31 protein-coding genes and 7 tRNA genes are annotated in these 24,944 nt (G+C 42.4%); 5 read left to right on the top strand and 33 right to left on the bottom strand.

Annotation, left to right across the window (positions count from 1 at the left end; translation table 11 throughout):
- The 6 genes from MOF34_RS04920 to xis form a co-directional block, all read right to left on the bottom strand.
- The coding region (locus tag MOF34_RS04920; protein ID WP_268398837.1) for an ATP-binding protein at window positions 1-1,330 on the bottom strand (1,330 nt) is incomplete at its 3' end.
- Between the two features lie 35 nt (window positions 1,331-1,365).
- On the bottom strand, window positions 1,366-1,743 hold the full coding sequence (locus MOF34_RS04915; RefSeq protein WP_268398835.1) for a YdcP family protein: 378 nt from the start codon (window positions 1,741-1,743) through the stop codon (window positions 1,366-1,368).
- A 60-nt stretch (window positions 1,744-1,803) separates the two neighbouring features.
- Complete coding sequence (locus MOF34_RS04910; RefSeq protein WP_128568270.1) at window positions 1,804-1,908, bottom strand: hypothetical protein; 105 nt, start codon at window positions 1,906-1,908, stop codon at window positions 1,804-1,806.
- 202 nt (window positions 1,909-2,110) lie between these two features.
- Entirely contained in the window at window positions 2,111-2,371 is a 261-nt protein-coding gene (locus MOF34_RS04905) for a hypothetical protein (protein ID WP_010331236.1), read from the bottom strand.
- Window positions 2,372-2,423: 52 nt separating this feature from the next.
- On the bottom strand, window positions 2,424-2,684 hold the full coding sequence (locus MOF34_RS04900) for a hypothetical protein (RefSeq protein WP_268398833.1): 261 nt from the start codon (window positions 2,682-2,684) through the stop codon (window positions 2,424-2,426).
- Window positions 2,681-2,872: an ICEBs1 excisionase gene (gene xis / locus MOF34_RS04895; RefSeq protein ID WP_010331240.1), complete on the bottom strand. Its 192-nt coding sequence runs from the start codon at window positions 2,870-2,872 to the stop codon at window positions 2,681-2,683. The genes MOF34_RS04900 and xis overlap by 4 nt, the downstream gene beginning before the upstream one ends.
- Before the next feature lie 273 nt (window positions 2,873-3,145).
- On the opposite strand from xis, the gene MOF34_RS04890 reads away from it, so the two are divergent.
- Genes MOF34_RS04890 through MOF34_RS04880 form a run of 3 tightly spaced genes read left to right on the top strand, consistent with a single transcriptional unit; the run spans window position 3,146 to window position 5,157 of the window.
- On the top strand, window positions 3,146-3,523 hold the full coding sequence (locus MOF34_RS04890; protein ID WP_010331241.1) for a helix-turn-helix domain-containing protein: 378 nt from the start codon (window positions 3,146-3,148) through the stop codon (window positions 3,521-3,523).
- Window positions 3,524-3,529: 6 nt separating this feature from the next.
- Entirely contained in the window at window positions 3,530-4,036 is a 507-nt protein-coding gene (locus MOF34_RS04885; RefSeq protein ID WP_026014580.1) for an ImmA/IrrE family metallo-endopeptidase, read from the top strand.
- Between the two features lie 11 nt (window positions 4,037-4,047).
- Window positions 4,048-5,157 carry a tyrosine-type recombinase/integrase gene (locus tag MOF34_RS04880; RefSeq protein ID WP_268398831.1) on the top strand — a complete coding sequence of 370 codons (1,110 nt, stop codon included), beginning with the start codon at window positions 4,048-4,050 and terminating at the stop codon, window positions 5,155-5,157.
- 84 nt (window positions 5,158-5,241) lie between these two features.
- On the opposite strand, the gene MOF34_RS04875 is transcribed toward MOF34_RS04880, so the two are convergent.
- The 8 genes from MOF34_RS04875 to MOF34_RS04840 form a co-directional block, all read right to left on the bottom strand.
- Window positions 5,242-5,325 (bottom strand) — tRNA-Leu (locus tag MOF34_RS04875).
- A gap of 81 nt (window positions 5,326-5,406) precedes the next feature.
- Window positions 5,407-5,489 (bottom strand) — tRNA-Leu (locus MOF34_RS04870).
- Between the two features lie 11 nt (window positions 5,490-5,500).
- Window positions 5,501-5,576 (bottom strand) — tRNA-Lys (locus tag MOF34_RS04865).
- 27 nt (window positions 5,577-5,603) lie between these two features.
- Window positions 5,604-5,678, bottom strand: a tRNA-Gln gene (locus MOF34_RS04860).
- 11 nt (window positions 5,679-5,689) lie between these two features.
- Window positions 5,690-5,761 (bottom strand) — tRNA-Glu (locus MOF34_RS04855).
- Between the two features lie 29 nt (window positions 5,762-5,790).
- A tRNA-Ser gene (locus MOF34_RS04850) sits at window positions 5,791-5,881 on the bottom strand.
- Window positions 5,882-5,884: 3 nt separating this feature from the next.
- A tRNA-Asn gene (locus MOF34_RS04845) sits at window positions 5,885-5,959 on the bottom strand.
- A gap of 122 nt (window positions 5,960-6,081) precedes the next feature.
- Complete coding sequence (locus MOF34_RS04840; protein ID WP_268398830.1) at window positions 6,082-6,534, bottom strand: SprT family protein; 453 nt, start codon at window positions 6,532-6,534, stop codon at window positions 6,082-6,084.
- A 103-nt stretch (window positions 6,535-6,637) separates the two neighbouring features.
- On the opposite strand from MOF34_RS04840, the gene cmpA reads away from it, so the two are divergent.
- Window positions 6,638-6,751 (top strand): cortex morphogenetic protein CmpA, encoded by a 114-nt coding sequence (cmpA, locus tag MOF34_RS04835; RefSeq protein ID WP_003225207.1) that lies wholly within the window; start codon window positions 6,638-6,640, stop codon window positions 6,749-6,751.
- A gap of 9 nt (window positions 6,752-6,760) precedes the next feature.
- Here the strand turns inward: cmpA and MOF34_RS04830 are convergent, their stop codons facing one another.
- The 14 genes from MOF34_RS04830 to acpS form a co-directional block, all read right to left on the bottom strand.
- Complete coding sequence (locus MOF34_RS04830) at window positions 6,761-8,920, bottom strand: Tex family protein (protein ID WP_268398828.1); 2,160 nt, start codon at window positions 8,918-8,920, stop codon at window positions 6,761-6,763.
- A gap of 106 nt (window positions 8,921-9,026) precedes the next feature.
- On the bottom strand, window positions 9,027-9,626 hold the full coding sequence (gene rsbX, locus MOF34_RS04825; protein WP_019713397.1) for a phosphoserine phosphatase RsbX: 600 nt from the start codon (window positions 9,624-9,626) through the stop codon (window positions 9,027-9,029).
- Entirely contained in the window at window positions 9,626-10,414 is a 789-nt protein-coding gene (gene sigB / locus MOF34_RS04820) for an RNA polymerase sigma factor SigB (RefSeq protein ID WP_019713396.1), read from the bottom strand. The genes rsbX and sigB overlap by 1 nt, the downstream gene beginning before the upstream one ends.
- Window positions 10,380-10,862 (bottom strand): anti-sigma B factor RsbW, encoded by a 483-nt coding sequence (gene rsbW / locus MOF34_RS04815; RefSeq protein WP_003225198.1) that lies wholly within the window; start codon window positions 10,860-10,862, stop codon window positions 10,380-10,382. The genes sigB and rsbW overlap by 35 nt, the downstream gene beginning before the upstream one ends.
- Complete coding sequence (gene rsbV, locus MOF34_RS04810) at window positions 10,859-11,188, bottom strand: anti-sigma factor antagonist RsbV (protein WP_268398826.1); 330 nt, start codon at window positions 11,186-11,188, stop codon at window positions 10,859-10,861. The genes rsbW and rsbV overlap by 4 nt, the downstream gene beginning before the upstream one ends.
- A gap of 57 nt (window positions 11,189-11,245) precedes the next feature.
- Complete coding sequence (gene rsbU / locus MOF34_RS04805) at window positions 11,246-12,253, bottom strand: phosphoserine phosphatase RsbU (protein ID WP_268398825.1); 1,008 nt, start codon at window positions 12,251-12,253, stop codon at window positions 11,246-11,248.
- Between the two features lie 11 nt (window positions 12,254-12,264).
- Window positions 12,265-12,666: a serine/threonine-protein kinase RsbT gene (rsbT, locus tag MOF34_RS04800; protein WP_003225192.1), complete on the bottom strand. Its 402-nt coding sequence runs from the start codon at window positions 12,664-12,666 to the stop codon at window positions 12,265-12,267.
- A 3-nt stretch (window positions 12,667-12,669) separates the two neighbouring features.
- Window positions 12,670-13,035: an RsbT antagonist protein RsbS gene (rsbS, locus tag MOF34_RS04795; protein WP_003225190.1), complete on the bottom strand. Its 366-nt coding sequence runs from the start codon at window positions 13,033-13,035 to the stop codon at window positions 12,670-12,672.
- A 4-nt stretch (window positions 13,036-13,039) separates the two neighbouring features.
- Window positions 13,040-13,864, bottom strand: a complete 825-nt coding sequence (gene rsbRA, locus MOF34_RS04790; protein WP_003240350.1) for an RsbT co-antagonist protein RsbRA — start codon at window positions 13,862-13,864, stop codon at window positions 13,040-13,042.
- A gap of 115 nt (window positions 13,865-13,979) precedes the next feature.
- Window positions 13,980-14,330, bottom strand: a complete 351-nt coding sequence (ndoA, locus tag MOF34_RS04785) for a type II toxin-antitoxin system endoribonuclease NdoA (RefSeq protein WP_003156187.1) — start codon at window positions 14,328-14,330, stop codon at window positions 13,980-13,982.
- 4 nt (window positions 14,331-14,334) lie between these two features.
- The gene (gene endB / locus MOF34_RS04780) at window positions 14,335-14,616 is read right to left on the bottom strand and encodes a type II toxin-antitoxin system antitoxin EndoAI (protein WP_003225183.1); all 282 of its coding nucleotides are present in this window, start codon (window positions 14,614-14,616) and stop codon (window positions 14,335-14,337) included.
- A gap of 114 nt (window positions 14,617-14,730) precedes the next feature.
- On the bottom strand, window positions 14,731-15,900 hold the full coding sequence (gene alr, locus MOF34_RS04775; RefSeq protein ID WP_268398824.1) for an alanine racemase: 1,170 nt from the start codon (window positions 15,898-15,900) through the stop codon (window positions 14,731-14,733).
- 114 nt (window positions 15,901-16,014) lie between these two features.
- Window positions 16,015-17,031: a LolA family protein gene (locus MOF34_RS04770; protein ID WP_268398823.1), complete on the bottom strand. Its 1,017-nt coding sequence runs from the start codon at window positions 17,029-17,031 to the stop codon at window positions 16,015-16,017.
- Window positions 17,032-17,194: 163 nt separating this feature from the next.
- Window positions 17,195-17,560: a holo-ACP synthase gene (acpS, locus tag MOF34_RS04765; protein WP_019713391.1), complete on the bottom strand. Its 366-nt coding sequence runs from the start codon at window positions 17,558-17,560 to the stop codon at window positions 17,195-17,197.
- Window positions 17,561-17,654: 94 nt separating this feature from the next.
- Here acpS and MOF34_RS04760 point away from each other — a divergent pair, with 94 nt between their 5' ends.
- Entirely contained in the window at window positions 17,655-18,254 is a 600-nt protein-coding gene (locus MOF34_RS04760) for a rhomboid family intramembrane serine protease (protein ID WP_019713390.1), read from the top strand.
- On the opposite strand, the gene MOF34_RS04755 is transcribed toward MOF34_RS04760, so the two are convergent.
- The 5 genes from MOF34_RS04755 to MOF34_RS04735 form a co-directional block, all read right to left on the bottom strand.
- On the bottom strand, window positions 18,251-19,732 hold the full coding sequence (locus MOF34_RS04755; protein ID WP_268398820.1) for a PH domain-containing protein: 1,482 nt from the start codon (window positions 19,730-19,732) through the stop codon (window positions 18,251-18,253). The genes MOF34_RS04760 and MOF34_RS04755 overlap by 4 nt on opposite strands.
- Window positions 19,722-20,201 (bottom strand): PH domain-containing protein, encoded by a 480-nt coding sequence (locus tag MOF34_RS04750; RefSeq protein ID WP_019713388.1) that lies wholly within the window; start codon window positions 20,199-20,201, stop codon window positions 19,722-19,724. The genes MOF34_RS04755 and MOF34_RS04750 overlap by 11 nt, the downstream gene beginning before the upstream one ends.
- Window positions 20,202-20,370: 169 nt before the next feature.
- Window positions 20,371-21,855 carry a degradosome RNA helicase CshA gene (cshA, locus tag MOF34_RS04745; RefSeq protein ID WP_268398818.1) on the bottom strand — a complete coding sequence of 495 codons (1,485 nt, stop codon included), beginning with the start codon at window positions 21,853-21,855 and terminating at the stop codon, window positions 20,371-20,373.
- A 405-nt stretch (window positions 21,856-22,260) separates the two neighbouring features.
- Complete coding sequence (locus MOF34_RS04740; RefSeq protein ID WP_268398816.1) at window positions 22,261-23,634, bottom strand: UDP-N-acetylmuramoyl-tripeptide--D-alanyl-D-alanine ligase; 1,374 nt, start codon at window positions 23,632-23,634, stop codon at window positions 22,261-22,263.
- 74 nt (window positions 23,635-23,708) lie between these two features.
- A complete protein-coding gene (locus MOF34_RS04735; protein WP_019713386.1) occupies window positions 23,709-24,794 on the bottom strand; it encodes a D-alanine--D-alanine ligase in 1,086 nt (361 codons plus the stop codon).
- Window positions 24,795-24,944: the final 150 nt, after the last annotated feature.

Raw genomic sequence — 24,944 nt, 5'->3', positions numbered from 1 at the left:
ATGACATAAAATCATATCCTTTGGGCACGATAGGGCTGTAAAATTCCAACACTGAACCTGTGCCAACATTGGCATAGCCTCGTCCAGTTTCTTTTTTATTAACAAATGCCTTATCAACATCGCCAAACATCATTCCGTATCCAGTCTCGGACATTAAACCTAATGACACACGGAAGCTAAACTGATCACGAATACCATCAGCCAAATATTTTGCATCTGGACGTTGTGCCCCCAAAACAAGAAAATATCCCGCCTGTCTTCCCAACATGACCAACTGTTTCATGTAAGAAAGGGTTTCATTTCTTTCTTTCATATCTAAAAAATCCATAAACGCCACATATTCATCAAAGAAGATAAACACAGGCTTTAAGCCTAAATAGGCATAGTTTTCACCTGTCTTATAGTTGGGCATCTGTTTCATTTCATCCATTCGTTCCATCATGCCATCTACAGACTTTCTTAGGCACATGAGAATGCCGTTCTTTTGGGAATATACCTTTTTCGGAAGCACTTCTTCCAAGTCTGCTAAATCTGCATTCTTAGGGTCCAATATTCTTACATCTGCCCCAAGTCCAACACACGCCTTGATAATCGTTAGCATGTAATATGTTTTTCCTCCACCTGTACCGCCAGAAATTAACATGTGCGGCAACTTATCAAATTGCCATGAAATATGCTTCATTAACGGAAGGACTCCATTCTCAGCTACTGCATCATCAATGGAAATACGATTCTTTTTCACATCATAAAGAAGCTTAAAGCAAACAAAACCTTCTTCCATTTGCTTATCAACCAAGTCACAAAATAAGCCGTTTTCCAAATCCTTTCCTAAGTCTAGGAAGCGATTCTGAAAACGGCTCATGTCCATAGCAATACGAATATAAATGTGATTGTTTTTAACCTGGTAATACATTCTAGGAAAGTATGTGATCTTTTCTCTTGTGTCAGTTTCATTCGAAAAGAGTTTTCTTACTTTCACATTATCTCTTTCGTAAAACTTATTCGAGAAAATCATTTTTGCAAGCTTTTGCCTGTGAAGGATTTTCTTATAGCTGTCAAAGAAAAGAAAGTAAGATGCAACTATACTTCCAACAGCAATTAACAGAGAGCCTAAAACACTTTTAATGATTAAAGGTACATTCCACTCAAAATGTTTTATAACACGGTTAAGATCAAAATGAACCAGTTGTTCTCTCCAAAAGATCAACATAGACAATAAAAAAACAGGCACAAAGATAATTGCGCCTGCTAATTTTACGTTATTTCTCATGTACGGGCGGATTCGTTTGCCCCTGTATTTCCAAAATCTTTTGTTTAAGAAATCACTCATATATATCACCCGCCTGCCGATTTGAGAGCATCATGTCATTTCTTTTCATTCGCACCAGTTGCCGCGGCAGGTTTAGAGGATACAGCAGACCCTGCGCCTTTTAATACCAAGTCTTCTGCTTCGACAGTCCAGTTTACATTAGCAAAGTTCCCGTTTGCTCTAGCAGAAGCCATAATTTTTGGGTTTTTCAATTCAACATCCTTAAAGAAATCAAATTCCTTTAAATCAACATAAGCAGGAATTGTCACTTCAATCTGCCCGCCTTGTACACTAGATCCTAAATTATATATCCTTGATTCCAATGTATCTGTTCTTTTACCATCTACATAGGCATAGCGCTCACGGTTTAAACCTAAAAATTTCAGTTCACCAAAAGTCATATTGATATCCGGTACAATAAAGTTTAAGTTCATATTTCATATCCCCATTTCATTTTTTATTATTTATTTTCAAAAGATCATTAAATTTCTAGTTTATTTTTTTGGATTCGCTCCGGTTCTGTATCCATCTTGGCGCTTATCAGTTGCTAACGGCGTTATGCCCTCATGGCAACCTAGTAGGCTAATTATAGCCATCAAGCTGACTACAGCTATTCCGCACGCTTATTCTAGCCTGCTACAGCATTTAAAGTGATTGCTGTTCATCACTCAAATACTCACGCATGACATTTTTATAAAAGTGCCGTATAATAAAGGTGTCTAATCTTTACACGGCGTTCTTGATGATCATTCGTCAAGGCGCTTTTTTTGTCTATATGTAGTTTTCAAGGAACAAACACTCCTAGCGACATAAGTTATACAGATCATCGTTATACAAAGTAAACACTTGGTTATCCTTCTTACTCAATGGACGAGTAGACCAGATACACCACCAATTCCAGCCTTTTAACAGCTCAGATACTTCCTCATTAGCCTTCAAATAATTATCAGCATCAACAATGAATGTTTCACAAGTGGCATAATCTTTAAAATGGTTTAAATCCTTATCAGCCTTTAAAGCTTCAACATCAGTGATGATTGTTGCATTCACCCTTATTTTCATCGCATCCCTCCTTTCAAAGATTCTTAACGGCTCCCTATAGTGGTATATAACGTCACACTATGGATGATTGCCGCAGCTTTTCAATGTCTTTTCTTCCGATTTCGTAATGTTTACATATCCTTCGATACGAAACGCCTTTTCGCAGTAATTCATTAACATTTTCAATTGTTAAGGGAAGGTTTAAATAATGATTGATGATGACTGAATTCAGAGCAATTTTCATTCGTGCTATCCAATCCCCTTCCATTTGTCTGGCCAACGGAACAGCTTCTTTCATAAACGAGTTTGTTATTTCAGTGTTTATATAAATCACCCCGTTTTGCTCTCCTGCTTTTTATAACAATAGCGCTCTTCAAATTTAGCCCTATTCACTTTGCCCTGAATAACCATGTAACCATCATTCTTCATTTCAGCGTTTAAAACTCTAATGATCTCGTATGACTTTGCTTGTTTAACTCCTAGAATATTTTGAATATCCTTAGCAGTTAAAAATTCTTTCAAGAAATCACCTCCCTATAAGATAATCAACTTTTCGTGGCTACAATTACATTATATGATCACGATACGTGAACGTCAAGACTAAAAATAACATTTCGTGATCAAATTTATCAAAACACATAACATAAGTAAACACAACGTGAACAAGGTCTTTTATGAACTTTTTCTTTTTTTACTGATTAATCGGGGTAAACATTTCGTGACCTGTAATGAATTAGTAAACAAATGGTGATAATATTATTTCATAATCAACTTTTCGTGGAATGGATGAGAAAAATGACTTTAGGCAAACGTTTAAGAGAAGCAAGAATTAAAACTGGATTATCTCAGAAAGAAGCAGCTGAAAAATTAGGAGTAACAAAATCAGTATTATCAAATTATGAGCGAGATTATAGAGACCCCGATACAAAAATGCTAAAACAATTAAGTGATATTTATAATGTCTCCATTGACTATTTATTGGACAAAAATCTTTCGAAAGACAGTGATTCTAAATTGGATCAGGCATTCAATGAGGTGTTGCAAGATCTCAAAAATGAAAATACCCTCCATTTCATGAATGATGGAGAAATCGATGAGGAAACAGCAGAACTAATAAAAAAGGCATTAAAGAATGGGATAAAATTTGTTGATGAACTTAAAAAGAAAGAGTGATGAAAAATTTACACTAATAAATTCATAAAACATAAGGTACAAAAAATCATTAAAAGTCATAAAACAAATGATCCTTTTAAAATTTGTAACATATTTAATATCTCAGTGCTTTATAGTCATTTAGGTAAAGTAAATGGTTTTCTTCAGTATTACGAAGAAGAAGACCATTACCTCATTCATGTTAATAATTCTCATAAAAATAAGTCCTATATTATTGCACACGAAATTGGACATTACTTTTTGCATAAAAACCTAAACACCTTTAAATTGTCAAACTGTTCCGTCATATTGAAAGATAAATTGGAACAACAGGCAAACATATTTGCAACCGAGTTAATTCTAACAGATAAAATGCTGTTAGATGCCCTCCCCATCATAAGAGATCTCACCAAAGAAAATGTGGCATCTTATTTTAAGGTGCCTTTATTTGTTGCGGAACAAAAAATTTCTCAATTTAAAAATACAACGGATTACATATTAAATTTGAACAGCAAAGTCGGGGCATTTGGATAGGAGTTGACATCATGCCAATCAAAAAGCTGAAGAATGGATCATACAAAGTAGATATAAGCGTCGGTGTAGATCCAGTTACAGGAAGGCGCAGAAGAAAAACAAGAATGGCAAAAACAAAAAAAGAGGCAGAAGAATTGTATATTGCGCTCAAGCATAAATACAATTCTGGCTTACAACCAAGTCAAAGAAACTTAAGTTTTAACGAAGTGAAAGATATATACTTGGAAAATTGTAAACTTCACAACAAACCTAACTATTATCAGATTCAGTTATACACAATTGATAAACATATTACTCCTCACTTTATAAATAGTAATATCAAGAAGCTTACCCATACAGAAATAAGACTTTTCCAGAAACAATTGATTGATACAGGCTTATCTAACAAAACTGTTAACAACATAATGATCATATTAAAAAAGTTATTTGATACCGCAATTAATGAAAAAATTATTGATGTAAATCCATGCGATGGAGTACCTAATCTTTCAATACCTAAAAAACAAATGAAATTTTGGACACCTGAGCAATTTAAAGCATTTGTAAAATTAATAGATGAAAATGAAGAGCAGCTTTTTAAAGTATTCTACACTGTTGCTTATTTCACGGGAATGAGATGTGGAGAACTACTCGCTTTGACTTGGAATGATATTGATAACGTAAGAAAAGAAATAAATGTGTATAAGTCACTATCATTTATTAAAGGTGAATATAAAATCACTCCACCAAAGACCAAAAACTCTAATAGACGGATCAGTATTAATACAAAATTATTTGAAATGTTACTGGACTGGAAAGAAAAACAACAAGACATATTAGAAAAACTTCAAGTATCATCATCAGACAACACTTTTATTTTCCAGTACAAAGAGAGCCCAGCCAATAAAGACATCTTTAGCCGAAAAATCAAAACAATTTGTAATCGAGGAGAAGTAGAACCGATCCGCCTTCATGATCTGAGACATTCACATGTCGCATTGTTAATTCATCAAAGAGAAGATTACATCACAATAAAGGAACGACTAGGACATGCTTCAATCAAAACAACAATCGATGTTTATGGTCATCTCTTTCCTAATAAACAAAAAGAAACTGCTGATAAGCTGGATGAATTATTCTAACAAGTGGAGTAAAAAGGAGTAAACCTTAAAAATAAAAGAGAGCATAAAAAAATACCAGGGGTCTACAACCCTTGGTATCATTGATGCGGCCGAGAGGACTTGAACCTCCACGGGTTATTCACCCACTAGGCCCTCAACCTAGCGCGTCTGCCATTCCGCCACGACCGCGTGATCATTAAATTGTGTTTGTGCTGGCTTATCAGGCTCTTAACCTAGTAAAACCAATTTGCGTGCACTTTGTAAATAAAGTGCGGGTGAAGGGACTCGAACCCCCACGCCGTAAAGACACTAGATCCTAAGTCTAGCGCGTCTGCCAATTCCGCCACACCCGCATAAGACACAATGGTGAGCCATGAAGGACTCGAACCTTCGACCCTCTGATTAAAAGTCAGATGCTCTACCAACTGAGCTAATGGCTCTTACTATTAGATTTCAAAAAATAAAAATGGCTGGGCTAGCTGGATTCGAACCAACGCATGACGGAGTCAAAGTCCGTTGCCTTACCGCTTGGCTATAGCCCAACGAAATGGAATGACCCGTACGGGATTCGAACCCGTGTTACCGCCGTGAAAGGGCGGTGTCTTAACCGCTTGACCAACGGGCCGATGGTTGAGAACTTATATCGAAATCTTATGGCGGAGAAGGAGGGATTTGAACCCTCGCGCCGCTTACGCGACCTACACCCTTAGCAGGGGCGCCTCTTCAGCCACTTGAGTACTTCTCCATATGGCTCCACAGGCAGGATTCGAACCTGCGACCGATCGGTTAACAGCCGATAGCTCTACCACTGAGCTACTGTGGAATAATGAGACAAGACTTATTATATCAGCCTTGATTTTTAGTGTCAAGAGGTAAATGTTTTTATTTATCTCTCGTGACGACTTTTATAATGTAACATAGGCTTGCCATATTCGTCAACCTTTTTTACGAAAAAATTCTTTTTATTTTTCCGCGGCATTTTCCGCACCTGTATCTGTCAGGGTTCATGGCACGCTTCTTTATATACTGTTGGCCACACGCCGTACAGATATACATATAAGTTTTTTTGTTTTCTGTTTTTTTCTTAAGGGGTGTACAGAACCTTGGCGCGTTGACCTGCTGCAACAGCCCTCGAAAATCTCTGTCCCTGTGCTTGTACCCTTTTCCTTCAAGGTGAAGATGATAATGGCAGAGCTCATGCTTGATGATGCCGATCAGTTCCTCCCTGCCGTGTTCAATCAAATATTTTCTGTTCAATTCAATGTTATGGGAGGTTAACAGGTACCTTCCGCCCGTCGTTTTAAGCCTGTCATTAAAAAGCGCCTGGTGGCGGAACGGCTTTTTAAAATACGTTTCAGAAATATCCTCTGTCAGCTTTTGAAGCTCTTTGTTATCCATGGCGCACCTCACTTAAAAAACATTGAACGGGACAATTCACCGTTCGCATACAATATGGTAATCACCGTCCCTCTTATGATAAAAGCTGAGGAGGAATGAGCCTATGCCAAATTGGCTTAAAAAACAGATGCAAAAAGCGTTCCTTGAAAAAGATAATTACCAAATTAAACTCCTGAATCAATGCTGGTATTTCTATAGGAAAAAACACTGCTCGTAAGCAGTGCTTTTATTTTACCATAGACAGCGATACTCTGCCCTTTTGTACATCTACGCCGTCAACCCAAGCCGTCACAATATCGCCGACGGATACGACATCAAGAGGATGCTTGACGAATTGATTGCTGAGTTTTGAGATATGCACAAGCCCGTCTTGTTTGACTCCGATATCAACAAACGCTCCGAAGTCCACAACATTGCGCACGGTGCCCTGGAGTTCCATTCCCTCTTTCAAATCTTCCAGCTGAAGGACGTCTGTTTTCAGTAACGGCTTAGGCACCTCATCGCGGGGATCCCGCTCCGGCCTTGTCAGTTGTTCACAAATATCTTTCAGGGTGATTTCTCCGATTCCCAGCTCTTGTGCCGTTTCAGAGAGCGCCAGCTGATTGATTTTATCCTTTAATTCCGCCGTGCCGATTTGCTCCGTTGAAAGACCGAGCTTTTTCAATAGAGCTTTTGTTTCTTTATAGCTTTCCGGGTGGATGCCTGTTCTGTCCAAAGGCTCTGTCCCTTCCTGCACTCTTAAGAAGCCGATACATTGCTCATAGGTTTTCGCACCGAGTCTCGGGATGTCCTTCAGTTCTTTTCGATTCGAAAACTTCCCGATTTCCTCACGTTTTTTGACAACGTTGCCTGCGACAGACTTCGATAATCCTGCTACATATTGAAGCAGCGCGGCGGATGCTGTGTTGACGTTTACTCCCACTTGGTTTACGACCGTTTCGACAACGAACCGCAGAGATTCATTTAAGCGTTTTTGGCTGACGTCATGCTGATACTGTCCGACGCCAACAGATTTCGGATCGATTTTCACAAGTTCCGCCAGCGGGTCTTGAAGTCTTCGCGCAATAGATACGGCACTGCGCTCTTCAACCTGAAGCTCAGGGAATTCTTCTCTGGCAAGCTCAGAAGCCGAATATACGCTTGCTCCCGCTTCATTGACAATCACATAATAAATTTTCCGCGGCATGTCCTTCAGTACATTGACGATGAACTGCTCTGTTTCTCTTGATGCCGTCCCGTTTCCGATCGCCACCATCTCGACTTGATGCTGCTCAAGAATTGCTTTGACTTTTTCGTGGGCTTCTTTTGTTTTCTTGACTGGTGCATGCGGATAGATGACATCAATTCCCAAGACTTTTCCGGTCTCATCTGACACAGCGAGCTTACAGCCAGTTCGGAAAGCTGGGTCAACACCGAGAACGGTTTTGCCTTTCATCGGCGGCTGCAGAAGAAGCTTTCTCAAGTTTTCAGAGAAAATATGAATGGCCTGCTCATCCGCTTTTTCTGACAGCTCTTTTCTGATTTCCCGCTCAATCGCCGGCTGAATCAGCCTTTTATAGCTGTCTTCAATCGTTTCTTGCAAAGTTTCTTTTACGGACGTTGAGCGGTTTTTGATGATCTGTTTTTCTAAATACGCCTTAATGTGATCCGCTGGCGGTTCGATAGATACCTTTAAAATATCTTCCTTTTCGCCGCGGTTCATCGCCAGCACCCTGTGCGGAACGACTTTTGCAATTGGCTCTTCATACTCGTAATACATTTCATACACATTTTTCTCGTCTGTGTCTGCTGATTTTCCGGCTGCAGACTTAATGGTTCCTCTTTTAAAAGTTTCCTGGCGAATCCACTTTCTGAAACTCGGCTCGTCTGAGATTTGTTCCGCAATAATGTGCTTGGCGCCTTCAATCGCTTCTTCCCGTGTGAACACTTCTTTTTCTTCGCTGATGTATTGGTCGGCGGTTTCTGCCAAACGGTTGTCTAGCGGAAGTGTCAGGATATAGTCGGCAAGCGGCTCGAGGCCTTTGCTTTTCGCGACTGTCGCCTTTGTTTTGCGTTTTTGTTTATATGGGCGGTAAAGGTCTTCCACTTCCTGAAGCTTCACCGATTGCTCGATTTTTCGCTTTAAGTCATCTGTCAGTTTATCCTGCTCTGCAATGAGCCTGATGACCTCTTCTTTTCGCTGATTCAGGTTTTGTATGTATTGCCAGCGTTCAGAAATCGTCTGAATCTGAACCTCATCCATTGACCCCGTCTGCTCTTTTCGGTATCGGGCGATAAACGGGACTGTGTTGCCGTCCTCAAGCAGGCGGATAACACTTTCAACGTATTTTTGTGACAAACCGATTTCTTTCGCAATTTGCTGTTTTAAAAGGGCTGACGTTTCCATGTAACCAAAGCCTCCAATTTTGTCGTTCTTTCTCTAGTGTATCAAAAACCGAAAAAAACACATAAAAAAAGAAGCCTGCATTTCGGCTTCTCCTTTTTGTTAATCCCTAGGACAGCTGTCCAAGGATATAGGTCAGATCATCTTTTCTCGATGTCGTATACATTTTCAGCGAATTCGATATGTCTTCTACCGATTGGCCTTTTTTCAAATGGGAGCGGATATCGGGTACGTTGAGTCCATCTGTATGTATAATGAACTTTGAACCCTTTTCATAGGTGGCTGTGTGCGTTTTGTATTTTTGCGGCTTGCCTGATAAATAGCCTGAAATCGGCAGAGGATAAAAGCTTTCACCAGACGGGGAATGCAGAATAAAACGTACGTTTCCGACAGAGCAGTACGTAAACTGCCTTTGGTCAAAATTGATTTTCAGGATAGATGCTGTAGCGCCTCTTTTGTTTTTCATCGCCTGATTACAGCGTTCAATAATGCTTTGTACGTCTTCATTCGCATAGTATTCCACTAAGTCTTTGATGGCTGCAGAAGATTCGTTGGCAAGCGATCCGCTTCCAAGTCCGTCAGCTACCGCACAAATTAACTCCTTGTCATCAGCTTTCATATAAAAGCTGTCGCCGCAAATCGATTTGCCTTCTTTATTCAGTTGGTATACAAGAGTTTGAATATGCTCGTTTTCTTCAACCTGGATCATTACATTAACTCCATCGAGGGATCTTCAATCAAGGCCTCTCTGAGCTTCTTCACAGCTTTGCGTTGCAGACGCGAGACGTGCATTTGAGATATACCCAGAATGTCCCCAGTTTCTTTTTGGCTTTTGTTTTGAATATACGTAAGGTCTATGATTTGTTTTTCACGGTCTGAAAGGACATGAAGCACACTTTGCAGCATCATTTGCTGATTGACTCGCTCATATCCGTCCTCCTGTGATCCGACGATATCAAGAATCGTGACGGTGCTTCCGTCCGCATCCGCTTCGATGCTGTGGTCAACGGATAAGGCTTGATAGCTTTTACCCATTTCCATCGTTTCAAGAACCTCTTCTTCTGAAACATCGAGGAATTCTGCAATCTCTTCTACTTTCGGTGATCTTTGTGTTTCAGTCGTCAGCTGATCAACCGCCATTTTGATTCTTGGGCCAAGTTCTTTAATCCGTCTTGGCACATGAACGCTCCACGTTTTATCTCTGAGGAAACGTTTAATCTCCCCGATAATTGTCGGGATGGCAAAAGCTTCAAACGATTTGCCGACGACAGGATCGTATCGCTTAATCGCCCCAAGAAGCCCGATCATGCCGACCTGCCGGAGATCCTCGTGAAAGCTTTTGCCTTTTGAATATTTTTTCGCAAGCATATCAACCATATTTGTATACACCCGCACAAGCGTTTCTTGCGCCTGTTCATCCTGATTCGTTTGGTAATCGCTTATGAGCCGATCGACTTCATCCTTAGTTAGTTTCGTAGTTTTTGATGGTTGTGTCATGATCAACTCGCTCCCCATTTAAATACTTTGTCATCGCTACGGTGACACCGGAGTGATTTTGCACTCTGACTTCATCCATGAGCGTTTCCATTAAATATAGACCGAGCCCTCCTTCTGATAATTGATCAACTGTGTGTGAAGGTGTGTACGGCCCTAGATCCTGCTGCTTTTGATCAAAATCAAAGCTGTCACCCTCATCCGCCACAATGATTTCTAAACGGTCTTCGAACACACCGAATCGTATTGACACTTCCCCATTTTTATCTTCTTTGTAAGCGTGCTGAACTGCGTTTGTACACGCTTCACTGACTGCGATTTTCAAGTCTTCAATTTCATCATACGTATAGCCCATTCTGCTCGCGACGCCTGACAGTGTCAGCCTAATAATCCCTACATATTCAGGTTGAGCCGGCACTTTCATTTCGATGTAATCTGCGTTATTCTTCATTGCACTCCACCTTCTGACTTTGCAGAAATATCAATGATGTCCTTTAAGCCTGTAATCTCAAACAAGCGGATCAGCCGTTCAGAAAGATTTTCAAGTTTCAGCGAACCGCCTTGCTTTTTGACTGTTTTAAAGATGCCTACAAAAACGCCGAGTCCGGTACTGTCCATGTAGCTGACATCTTTCAGGCAAATTCTTAAATCAGCGCCTTGTTCTGCCAGAGGAACGAGCTTCTCTCTGAGCACCGGAGCTGAATATACATCTATTTCTCCTGCAATATTTACTTGTATATCATTCGCGTTTTGCTTCACATCAACATTTATATTCATTACGTATCACCTCAAATTTCAAATCACTAATTGTCTTATACCCGCGGCTAACTGATGCTAAACCTTTCTTCGCAAAACAATTAACGTAAAATCATCATGAAGCTGAAAGTCCTGCAATTTGAGGAGGCTGTCATAAATATTTTTGACCATTTCCTGCGCGGAAGGACACATATGTTCCTCAATAAGCTTTTGCAGATCAGGACGCTCCAAGAAACCATTTTCTGTTCTGCATTCTGTGACGCCATCAGAAAATAAAACAATCATATCGCCCTTATCGAGATGCTGGTCGAATTGTCTGTAATCATAATCCTGCGAGATGCCGAGAACGAGTCCTTTGGCCTCTAAATCATAAAACGTATTGTCTTTTTGAGAATAATAGAATCCCGGTTCATGTCCCGCAGAAGCATATGTAAATTGATGCTTATCCATATTGTAATTGGCATAAAGCATCGTAATAAACATACTGGCATCCACATTTTGTTCAACAACCCGATTCAAATTTTTCAGCACCTGAGAAGGGTGTATGCCCGTTTCCGGCAAAGAGTCCATCGCGTATTTAATCATGGACATACAAAGAGCCGCTGGAATGCCTTTGCCGATCACGTCCGCAATTGCGATATTAATGGATTCCTTGTCTTTGACAAAGTGGTAATAATCACCGCTCATCTGTTTGGCGGGCACACTGATGGCGCCGATATCCAGCGCTTCTTCCTGCGGAACCTTTGTTCCGAGCAGCGTTTGCTGGACATTTGCCGCGATTTCAATCTCTGATTTGATTTCCTGCTGTATCCCCCTGAGGGTTTGATGCTCCTGATAAGCCATTCCATATCCAATCATGACTTCTATTAAAAAATCCAGCGAATGAAAAACATCTTCCGGGAGATTCGGATACAGCTCCTTCAGCACTTTTCGGTGAATGCTGATGATTTCTTCCGGAGGAATTTGATGCTCAATTGTTTTTCGGCTGAATTTTTGGGCTTGATATAAAGATGTTTCTGTTAATTCGGCTATATATCGACTAAGCAGCTGATGATATCGCTGCTCAATAACCTCCCTAAAATCCACTTTCTTACCTCCTACCGAAGCCATTTAATGGCTTGTATCTCTGTTCCTTCCCCCGCTACAGAATTTAAACTGAATTCATCCATCAGCCTTTTCACGCCGGGAAGTCCCGCTCCGAGTCCGCCAGACGTTGAAAATCCGTCTTCCATGACCTTGCGGATATCAGGAATTCCCGGCCCTTGGTCTTCCGCTATGATTTTCAGGCCCTTTTTTCCTCTATCAGCGACCTGTTCAATTCCAATCTGGCCTTTGCCAGCATATAAATAAATGTTCCTGGCTAATTCTGAAATAGCCGTTGTAATTCTAGCCTGGTCTACCGTGCCGAAACCCAGTTCTTTTGCAACGTTTCGTCCCAGTTGTCTGGCGGCCACAATATCCCATTCTGTCATGATCTTTACACAGGATTGGTCGTTCATTCGCTATTCCCCCAATTCCCGCTTCAATGTCTCAAGCCCCTGCTCTAAATCGAGCGCTGTTTCGATTTCCTCAAGTGCGATTCCGAGTTCAATCAGCGTCACTGCCACAGCGGGCTGAATGCCGGTCAAGACTACTTTGGCGCCCATTAGCTTAGACATTGTTATGACGTCACCCAGCACTTTGGCGATAAATGAATCAATCATGTCCACAGATGTCAGGTCAATTACGACTCCGTTGGCACCTGTTTCGTATATTTTATTTAACAAATCTTCTTGAAAGGTTAATGCGGTTTGGTCATCCAGTTCCCATTGAATGGACACTAATAAGCAATTATACAGTTTCAAGATCGGGATTTTCGGATGTCTCAAAATGTTATTCCCCCAATGAAACGATTTTTCGATCCGTCATTTCCAATGCTGTTTGAATTCCTTTTTGCAGGGTATTCTTAGTAATAACTTGGGATAAATCAATCCCAAGGTTAACGATGGTCTGAGCAATTTCCGGACGGATTCCGGCAAGCAGGCATTTCGCTCCGACAAGCCTTACCGCTTCAGACGCCTGAATAATGTGATGGGCAACCATCGTATCGACAACAGGTACACCGGTAATATCAATCAGCACGACTTGGGAACGGTGTTTCACAACGCCGTTAAGAAGATTTTCCATAATTCGTTTAGCACGTTCGGTATCAATTGTTCCGACAAGCGGCATTACGGTGATATTTTCAAACACCGGGATGAGCGGAGCTGATAACTCCTGCAGCGCGATTTTTTGCAGGGATACTGTTTTTTCCCATGAAATAGAGTATTGGTTAAAGATTTCTGTATTAATCGGGCTGAAGAAGCGGTCGATCTGCCAGATTAATTCTGTACTCTCTTGATCTGGCAATCTCTTATCGTTCATCTTCGTGTAGAGACGCTTCCAGAATTCAGCCAGCGCCGTAGCCAAAAACTTCAAAGAAAGCCCTATTTGAACGGCTCTAAGCGCCAGTTCGCTGATTTGGCTTTCAGCAGCGCTGTCATCCTTAACAGATGAGAGAAGAATGTCGATATATTCTTTAGATATATTTTCATACACTTGGTCAGTCAGCTGATATGACTCTTGTTCGCTTAATTCTTTTAGTGTGTCAGTCCACAGTTGGAGCAGTTCATTTTGATTCTCGGCAATGAACTGGTATACAGTCTGATTCGACATCAAATTCGCTTACCTCCCAATAAAAACAACATATTTTTTACGTTATTTCACTATTATATCGTTTATGTTTTTTGAAAACAAAAAAAGTTGCTCTATTTGAGCAACCAGGCAAATATTACTAAAAATCAATGAGTGCCAAACTAATTTGTAAGGCTTCATCAACCTTATCCATCATTTCATCATCCAGATGAGTAATCTTATCCGTTAACCTTTGCTTGTCAATCGTCCGAATTTGCTCCAGCAAAATAACGGAATCTCTTTCAAAACCGTAGCGTTTTGCATCGATTTCGACGTGGGTTGGTAATTTCGCTTTCTGTATTTGTGCTGTTATGGCTGCAACAATAGCAGTAGGGCTGAAGCGATTTCCGATGTCGTTTTGGATCACTAAAACCGGGCGCACCCCGCCTTGCTCTGAGCCAACAACAGGAGATAAATCAGCAAAATAAACATCGCCGCGTTTCACAATCAAATGATTATCCTCCGCTGACTAAGCGCTCAACTGTCGTTTCAGCCTCGCACTCCGCAAAGTGAGCCTCAGAAGAAATATTCAGGTTGATTTTCGCCATTTCCATATAGCCGCGTCTCATCAAATCACGGTTGTGACGAGTTGTTCGTTCGCTGACATACGCTCTCACTGCTTGTGATATCAGTTCGTTTCTGCTTCGTTTCTCCCGCATCGCTACACCATCCAATTCAGCTACTAGGTTTTCGGGCAAGCTGATTTTCATTTCGGTTCTTGCGCTGGATTCAGACAAAAAACATACACCTCCACCAAACTTACGGATACGACTCTTTTATCCATCCAGTGATAATGATACCATTATTCACTCTTCAAGCAAAGCTGTTTTATGAATTCTCCATTGAGATGGCTATTTGCTTGTAATTTCCTGCAATAAAGGATTTCTTACTTCCATTATACTCCCATTTTCCAAAAACATACGGGGAACACGGGAACTAATTGTACAAGACACCTCGTAGTTGATGGTTTCGAGCCTGCCTGCAATTTCATCCATGGAAATACATTCATCCCTTTGCCGGCCTATTAATGTGACTTTTGTGCCTGGCGGATACTCCTGATCCAGCTCCACCATAAATTGGTCCATGCAGATTCGGCCGGCGATTTTCAGCCGCTTTCCCTTCACAAGAATCTCGGTTCCTTTCAATTTTCGAAGCCAGCCGTCCGCATAGCCGACAGGCACCGTCCCGATCCATGTGTCTTTTTCCGCTGTGTATTCCGCTCCATAGCTGACGCTCTCGCCTTTTCTGATCAATTTGACATGAGACAGCGTCGAATGCAGGGTGAATGCAGGGCGCAGCTCAAACGGTATTTCATCCGTGATGTCGGCTGACGGACGGAGGCCATACATGCCAATGCCGAATCTGACCGCGTTGAAAAAGCCTTTTTTTAGACGAAGACCGGCGGCGCTGTTCGCGCAGTGCACCATCATTTTCTTTAGCGGAAGCGGGGCAATCAGTTCTTTGAAGCGCTCAAACTGCATGAAAAAATAGCCTCTTTCTTTTTCATCCGCTGTTGCAAAATGAGTAAATACCCCTTTGCATTTTAAACGGGGGTTGCGCTCAAGAATCGCCATCACGTGATGAACCTCTTCTTCCGTTTTTACCCCTAGCCTGTTCATCCCCGTATCGACTTTCAAATGAAAATGAAGGGAACCTTTTTTCATGTGGCGGGCGGCTTCCTGAAGCCATTCAACAGAATAACCTGTTAATGTCAGGTCATATTCAGCCGCGATTTCCGCATACTCCGGGGGCACCGCTCCGAGCACCAATATAGGCGCCTTCAAGCCCTTCTTGCGCAGTGAAATCGCTTCATCCAAAATAGCCACGGCCAAGCATGAAGCCCCTGCGTCAAGCGCCGCCTTTGCTGTTTCTGCATCACCATGCCCGTAGGCGTTTGCTTTTACAACTGCCATCAGGTGGACATGTTCTCCGATATGTTTTTTCATGTTACTGACATTTTGTTTTATCGCGGACAAGTCGATTTCCGCCCACGTATCTCTGTAAAAAGGTTTTGTGCTCATAATGACACTTCCTAGCTTTTATTCAATATCATTTACATATCATACTAAAATTAAAGGACAAAGGGAAACGATGCCTAACGAAAAAAAGGCCAAATCATGTTTGGCCTTTTGCGGTTATTTAGATGATTGTCCCTGCATGCTTTTCGCGACTGTCACCATTTCCTCTTTAGAAAGATCTTTAGAGGAGAGAAGGTAATCTACACCATCATAAGTCCATGATAATGATGCATCCGACAAGGCGCCGATGGTGTACCCGAGATTGACTGGTTCGCCGTTCATCGTAACTGAGGAAGAAGCTTTCGCAATCTGAGCTTTTTCCTGAACTAAGGTGAATGATTTTTCTCCTCCGTAGGTCATGATGATCCGCTTCCCGTCTTCAGTAGAAATGTCTTTTTCTTCAAGCAGCTTTACACCCAGCGGCAGTTCTAGCGGCGTTTTGACCGCGAACGTATCGGATGGTTTCGCGCTTGTGGCGACATCCATTTGGGAAAGAGTCATATTTTTCTTTTCGTCAAATGATTCTTTGTCGAATTGTTTATTAAATTCAAAGCTGCTGAATTCTACTTTCACCATGACTTTTCGGTCTGTATCCATGACTTTGACAGATAACGGGCTCATATCTTTTTTGTTAAATGTGATTTCTTGCGTTGGCAGCATTTTGTTATGCTGATAGTTCGTTTTTGTTTCGAATACGTATTTCTTTTCTTTGGCAGTGAAAACTGCATCCGAATCGTTTTGAACATCCTTTACGAGCGATTCAAACAAGTAGACCTGGCTGCTGTTGTTCGGCCAGTCGCTTTGAAACCTGAAGCTCTTATTTAAAGACGGCGTGAGAACAAATACTCCGTTTTCGTTTCGTAGAATGACTTGATTTTGGTCCTTTTTCGAATTTTCTAAATAAACCCTGTACAGAGACGGCTTTTTGTGCCAGATTTCCACATTGTATACTTGAGGCTCACTCCCTGTCTCGATGGTCATTTTTGCTTTTGCTTTGTACGAGGTGTATTCTTTCGCCTTTTCATCTAAACCGGTCACAATATCTTGCTGCGTTTTTTGCCCGCAGGCAGAAAGAATAAGGACAGCAAGCAGTCCCGTTAAAAGCAAAACAAAGCTTTTTCTCACCTTTTTCAACCCCTTTTTCTCAATTGATGTAAAAGGAAGAAATCGCTTGTTTGACTTTAACGGTACGCTCGGTACACGTAGGCAGAACAGATGCGTACCATAAAAGCCTCAAACAACTTGTCTCCCTTATTGCACTATCAAATATATGAGTGGGGTTGCCCTAATATGCAGACTAGCTTGACAACCTTTCAATGACAATTTGCGCAGCCGCGTATTCCTTTGTATGAGTGATCGATACGTGAACGGCAGCCTGTCTCAGCTTCTCGCAAATGATATAAGGCTTGCCATTTGGGTCTTTCTTAATTTCAATGTCCTGAAAACTGAGGTGTTTCCCTATACCGGTGCCATATGCTTTCGAAAATGCTTCTTTTGCCGCAAATCTGCCCGCGAGAAATTCGATTTTTCTTTTCTCTGAAAGCTCTTGATATTGGTCAAGCTCGCTTAGTGTCAAAATCCGCTCGGCAAATCTTTTTTGACGTCCTGCCATAGAAGCGATCCGTTTAAGCTCGGTGATGTCTAGTCCAATGCCGTAAATCATGTGTAATAACCTCCTTTGCGTACGTACTATTTGAAAGGTTTGTCTCATAAACGTGTTACTATAGAAATACCAAAATGAAGAAAAGGGGCTCGGTATGTTTATACGGACCGAAAATTTCCAAACGTTTATCAGGCTTTATCCCATTGTCACCTTTATATTGGCCTTGCAAGCTGTTCTCTGGCTGTTTTTTTCACTTCCAGTCCATTCAGTCTTGTTATGGAGAGATGCGGTCACAGGCTATAATTTAGGCGTCGCAAACGGTGAATGGTGGCGGCTGATCACTCCTGTTTTGCTGCACGCCGGTTTTACCCATCTGCTGTTCAATTCAATGTCCATCTTTTTATTTGCCCCGGCTTTGGAACGCATGCTGGGAAAAACGCGTTTCCTTCTTGTGTACGCTGGATCCGGCATCATCGGCAATATCGGCACATATGTTACAGAGCCGCTTGATTACGTGCATGTCGGGGCTTCAGGCGCGATTTTCGGGCTGTTCGGCGTGTACCTGTTTATGGTTCTGTTTCGCAAAGAGCTGATCGGGCAGGAGCATTCCAAAATGATTCTCACACTGCTCGCATTTGCCATTCTCATGTCGTTTATCAACTCCAATATTAACATGATGGCCCATCTGTTTGGACTTTGCGGCGGGTTCTTGCTCTCATTTTTATGTGTGCAAAAAAAAGAGCGGCGGTATTAACCGTCCGCTTTTTCATATGAATACCAATCTAAAATGAAGTCTGCATCCTCTTCCCCTACATCCCTCACCGTTAGTTCTTCCATATGGCTTGATGATTTGACCGAGGTAGAAATGGTATACAGGCGGCCTTTCTTCTGAATATAGGATTGGCTGAACTTGCAAACCTGCATCCGCCTTTTCAGCACAATCGCAGTTGTTCTTCCGATAAATCTTGACGTCAGCTGAAGACGGTCCTCGTTAATCGTCCATGCTGTATCCTTATATGCGAGGTAGCCGAAGATCAATTCAATCGGCAACAGAATGATTGACAGATAGCCCCATGGCTGAAAAAAGATACATAATGGAATAATCAAAAAGAGTGAAAAAATAACGGAACGGAACAGATATCGTTTCAACGCGCGCCGCGGCAGACGGCGGACGTTTTCTTCCAGCGTATATTCCGGCGTAAATGTCTGGAGCATGTGCGGAAGCTTTTTTTTATGAATCATCGGAAAAAGAATGGTCAAAGCGCCCTCTTCTTTTTCCCGGTCGCCGCCGCCCGCGCTGACGATGGACACCGTCACAAAACCGAAAAGCTGGCGGATGATGTTTTCTTTTATTTTAATGGCTTGTATTTTTCGAAGGGGAATCGTGACTTGATGTTTTTCAATAATCCCCCTTGAAATCACCAATTCCTGCTCTTTTTTTATGATCTGAAAGTTCGCGTATTTAAACATCATACCGGCGATGCTGAACACCCAGGCGATAAATAAACCAATAAAAATGAGTACCGCATAAATGCCGACGCTCGCGTGCTGAAGGAAGGAAAATTTATCGAAAAACCAATCCATCGGCAGCACTTCGTCAAGCTGGGTAAAAAGCGCAAATACAGCGGAGATAATCACTCCGATTCCCCCGGATGTAGAAGCGGCCATGAGCAATTCTTTCACGTTCATCCGATAGTGCTCTTGCGGCTCAACGGCTGGAATGAACTCCTGTTCAGCTTCAAGCCATTCTTCCTCTTGTTCGCTTTCGTGCCTCTGCGCTTTTTTCTTAAAGACGGCTTCCTTAATGCGTTCGGCTTCTTCAACTGAAATAGCAGAAAGAACAGCTTCCGCCTCCTTGCCTCCGCCTGCCGTTTCAATTTGCAGCTTCACAAGCTTAAAGATTTGCTGGATCACGCCCGCACTCGTATTCATCGTTTGAATCCGATCAATTGATATGTATCGCTTTTTCGTGACAAACAAACCTTCTTCGATTCTAAATTCATCATTTTCTATTCGATAGGTAAACCTTCTCCATTTGATGATGCTTGCGGCTATAAGCCAGATAAACAGCACACCCAGCGCAATGGCTCCGTAAAAACGGACAGTATTGTTCGAATTGACGATATATACAAAAAAGAATGGCAGAATAATATTTTTTATGGTTTGAATAATGGTATGGCATAAATTCAAAAGGACTGCCGCCGGGTGCAGGCGTTTCGGTTCAGACATCATCATCAGTCACCCTTGCTAGACGGGAAATAGAGTCTCTCAGCCGATCCGCTTCCTCCATCGCCAAAGCGGGGATCGAGTGAACGGTCGCAGCCGTGGAAATTTTTACGGTTGCCAGGTTGTACTTTTTCAATAACGGCCCTTGAGACGTATCGACGTGCTGAACTCTGACCATCGGGACAATCACACGGGTCACCACAAAAATACCTGACTGAATATCTATCTCATGTTCATGGACTTCATAGCGCCACACTTTATGACGGATCTTTGGAATGATCAGGACCGTCACAACCGAACCCAGCAGCCAAACCGCGCCGAGCCCGCCGCTGATCCAGTACGGCCAATGAAAGTAATAGCTTAATACTGCAACTGCTATGACGATAAGCAAGCATACAGCGGATATGATGACTTCTTGAAGTCGCCAAACCTTTAATCCGTCTGGACTGATTTGGTTTTTTGGCTGGTCTCTCAAAATACCTACCTCCCGTTTTTTCGTCGTTACTTATACGTCTCTTATACAGAAAGGTTTCATTCTTAAGCATACAGAGAAAAACAGCATCCGTCAGCTGAAAGTTTGCTGAATAGCCACGCGAATATAAAAAAGCCCAAAACATGACGTTTTGGGCTTTCAGTCGATAGAATTAGTAAGATTTTTTCTGGCGTCTGTCACCTGAAGAACGGCGGTCGTTTGAACGCTTTTTGTCATAGGAAGAACGGTTATTGCTTTTCCCTTTTCCGCCGCGGTAGCCGCCGCCTTGTCCGTCTCTGCGTTTAGAAGTGCGCTGGTTCTTGTAGCGTTTGCTGACCATCGGCGCTTCGTCTGTTAAGCGAACAGGCGTGTTATCCGGCTCTTTTGTAGCCATTTTGATAGCCGCTGCAACCACTGTCACTGCATCATGATCTTCAAGCAGCTCAGCTGCCGCTGTCATGTAGAAGTTCAAGTTGTTTTCGCTGATTGTCGTGCGAAGACGTTCAACTGTAACCTGCTGCTGGCCTTCTAACGCTTCATCAAGTGTTGGCTCTTTCATGCGGTCCATTTTGCGTTTCGTTGTTTGTTCAATTGCGCGAAGCATGCTTTTCTCACGCGGTGTGATGAACGTCATCGCCATACCTGTTTTACCTGCACGGCCTGTTCTTCCGATACGGTGAACGTAGCTTTCAGGATCTTGAGGCACGTCAAAGTTATACACGTGTGTGACGCCTGAGATATCAAGTCCGCGAGCCGCAACATCAGTTGCAACAAGAACTTCGATTGCGCCTTCTTTAAATTTGCGTAGCGCAACCATACGTTTCGCCTGCGTTAAGTCACCATGAATTCCTTCAGCCGCATATCCGCGAAGGTTTAGAGCTTCAGCCAGCTCATCGACACGGCGCTTCGTGCGTCCGAATACAATTGCAAGCTCAGGAGACTGAATGTCAAGAAGACGAGTCAAAGTATCGAATTTTTTGCGCTCTTGCACTTCTAAATAGAACTGCTGAATGTTAGAAACCGTCATTTCTTTTGCTTTTACTTTTACGTGTTCCGGTTCAGTCATGAAGCGTTCTGCAATACGTTTGATCGGCGCTGGCATTGTAGCAGAGAACAGAAGTGTCTGATGCTCGCTCGGCACGTTTGAAAGAATAGATTCAATGTCATCAATGAATCCCATGTTCAGCATTTCATCCGCTTCATCCATTACAACAGTGTTTACATTGTTTAAACGAATTGTGCGGCGGTTGATATGGTCAAGAAGACGTCCAGGTGTTCCAACAATGATATGCGGGTTTTTCTTTAACGCCCGGATTTGTCGTCCAATATCCTGTCCGCCGTAAATAGGAAGAACCTTCGCACGTTTATCTTGTCCGATTTTATATAATTCTTCAGATACTTGAATGGCTAATTCACGGGTTGGCGCGATTACGATTGCTTGAATATTAGGAGACTCGGGGTTTATTTTTTCAACAAGGGGTATACCAAACGCAGCTGTTTTACCTGTACCTGTTTGCGCTTGTCCAATGACGTCTTTATTTGAAAGTCCGAGCGGTATCGTTTGTGCCTGAATCGGTGTTGCTTCTTCAAATCCCATACGATTAATTGCTTTCATGAGATCAGAACTTAAATTAAAATCTTGAAACGTTATAGTCAAATTATTCAAACTCCTTCTAATTGCTGTTTCAGTAATGTCGTGATTTACCACTTATAAAACTGCCCTTTAGACAAAAAGGGACAGGATCCATCCGTATACAAAGCCCGAATTACTTTAAGTTTTATCTTACCATTACACTACTTGTTTTTCAATAAGATGAGAAGCAGATCGGCTTCTCGAATATGCCGGGCCGGTTGCTGCTCCATCCGCTCCCATGTCCGGCGGAGAACTTCGGGTCGGCGGATGAAAGTCCGGAAGAGTATGTTCTTATCGCGAAATAACCTGTATTTATTGTATCATAGCCGTAGCCGGCCAGATATACATAATTTCTGGCCGGCATACATTAGTGTTTGCACATCAGGTTATTTTATGATGCAATATGCGTTTTTTCCGAAAGATTTTTTATTATGAAAGCGGGCTCTCTATTAAATCTTTAACGATTTCTTCAAGCTTCATACCTCTGGACGCTTTGAATAAAATTAAATCTCCTTTTGACGCGTTTTCCTTCACAGCCTGGAAGAGATCTTTTTTATCAGTGTAATGGCTGACGCGTTCTTTCTCAAAGTGTTTCAGTGCGCCTTCTGCAATAAATGCTCCCAGATTTCCGTACGTAAAGACACGGTCGATTTTCTCAGGGCTGATCACGGCGCCGCACTCTTTATGGAACGTTTCTTCAAGATCTCCGAGTTCAAGCATATCGCCGAGTACAACTATTTTTTTCCCATAGCCTTCAAGGCTTTCTGTCAATTGAATGGCAGCCTTCATGGAAGTCGGACTCGCATTATAAGCGTCATTGATAATCGAAATACCGCTATCAGTTTTGATGAGTTCAAGTCTCATGCCGGTTACCTTTAGTCCGCTCAGTCCTTTTGCCGCATCCTCAGGCGTGATGCCAAAATAAGCCCCTGCAGCAATCGCAGCCATAGCGTTCATGACATTGTGCTTGCCAAGTATCGGAATAAAAAACGTTTTTTCCATCCCTTTGATTGTAAAATGGGTTCCTTCCTCACTCTGGCTGACATCCTGAAGCTGATAATCATTATGCGCTCCCGTACCGTACGTTTTCGTGCGGCAGGTGTATGCATTTTGAAGGAGCGGTTCGTCCCCAATATAAATCAGCACTCCGTCTTCTTTTAGCCCATTAATGATTTCAAGCTTCGCCTCCGCGATGCCTTCTCTTGAGCCAAGGTCTTGCATGTGTGATTCTCCGATATTCGTAATGACTGCCGCATCCGGGTTTGCCAGGCGGGACAGGAGATCAATTTCTCCTTTGGCGCTCATACCCATCTCCAATACAGCGATCTCCGTATCTTCAGGCATGGCTAAAACGGTCAGCGGCAGACCGATGTGATTGTTGAAATTTCCTCCTGTTTTGTGGACACGATACCGAGTTCCCAGGACGGCGTGAATCATATCTTTCGTTGTCGTTTTGCCATTGCTTCCGGTTACCCCGATGACACGGGTGCCAAGCTCCTGCAAATAAGCTTTTGCAAGCTGCTGAAGAGCCGAAAGGGTGTCGTCCACTATGATGACGGCTTGATTCTCGGGCGGATTTGGTTCTGACCGATCCCAAAGAACGGCCGCTACACCGGCTTCAAAAGCCTGCGGCACAAAAGTGTGGCCGTTAAAACGTTCTCCTTTCAGCGGGATGAAGAGCTGATGTTGTTCCAGTTTTCTTGTATCAGTTGCCACTCCATGAATGATTGTTTGTTCATATTGCGGATTTGTCAGTGTGCCTTTGACCATTTCGGCAATGTTCTTTACTGTTCGTTTAATCAAGTGAGGTCCCTCTCTTTCTTTTATATATACGGGAAAAGACACTGCCCTCTTACCGGCAGTGTCCATGTTCATTATTAGAATGTATGCTTAATTAATTGTTTTTCAGCATGGCGTTCTTTTGCAAGCTCCACAAGCTGTTCAATCAGGTCAGCGTATTCCACTCCAGCCTCTTTCCAAAGCAGCGGGAACATGCTGAAAGGTGTAAAGCCAGGCATTGTATTGACTTCATTAATCAGAACTTCGCCTTCAGCTGTCAGGAAGAAGTCCGCTCTAACGAGTCCTGACCCATCGATTGCTTTAAACGCCTTAATCGCCATATCACTGATTTTCGCATATTCCTCGTCGGTCACATGCGCCGGAATCATCAAATCAGTGTCTCCATCCTCATATTTCGCTTTGTAATCGTAGAAATCTGTCTTCGGTGCGATTTCTCCCACAACAGAGCATTTAGGATCGTCATTTCCAAGAACGCCGATTTCGATTTCACGGCCGTTAATTCCTTCTTCGACGACGACTTTGCGGTCATATTGGAATGCGAGCTCAAACGCTTTTTGCAATTCTTCACGGTTTCGGCATTTGCTGATTCCGACACTTGAACCCAAGTTCGCCGGTTTTACGAAGCAAGGATAGCCTAATTCCTGTTCGACCTGCTCACAGCTTTCTTCCGGAGAACGAGTCCAATCTTTCTTAAGGAAAGCTGCGTATTTAGCCTGAGCAAGGCCGGCCTGCGCGAACAAATGTTTCATGACAACTTTATCCATGCCAGCTGAGGAAGCAAGCACACCGTTGCCGACATAAGGAATATTCAACAGTTCGAGCATTCCTTGGATCGTACCGTCTTCTCCGTTCGGTCCGTGGAGGAGCGGGAATACGACGTCGATGGCTTCATTTTGCTGTGACGCTTCCTGCGGAAACATTTCCTGGTTTAGGGCAGCTGGAGAAAAAGCACTGCCTCCTTGCTCAAATTGAAGCATTTTCACATTTGAAACAGGCTCAGTTAAACGGGCGCCTTTTACCCATTCACCTTTTTCTGTTATATAAATCGGATGTATATCAAACTTCTCAGTATTTAGCGCTTTGATTACAGCCAGAGCTGTCTGCAGGGAAACATTATGTTCTGCCGACTTTCCTCCGTACACTAATCCTAGACTTGTTTTCAATGGATACTCCCCCCACTACAATTCATCTTTACTATCTTATCATTTTCACAAGAAAATGATCTAATTATTTTTGGGCATGCTGATGTTGAATGCATTTGTATGTAATTCCTTTTTATTTTATATTAAAATGGCATTGAAAAGGAGATGTGA

Origin of the sequence: Bacillus sp. T17B1, assembly GCF_026796395.1 — a bacterium.
Taxonomy (GTDB): Bacteria; Bacillota; Bacilli; order Bacillales; family Bacillaceae; genus Bacillus; species Bacillus spizizenii_A.
Note: the sequence above shows the minus strand (reverse complement) of the source record. Positions and strands in the feature narration are given on the sequence as shown.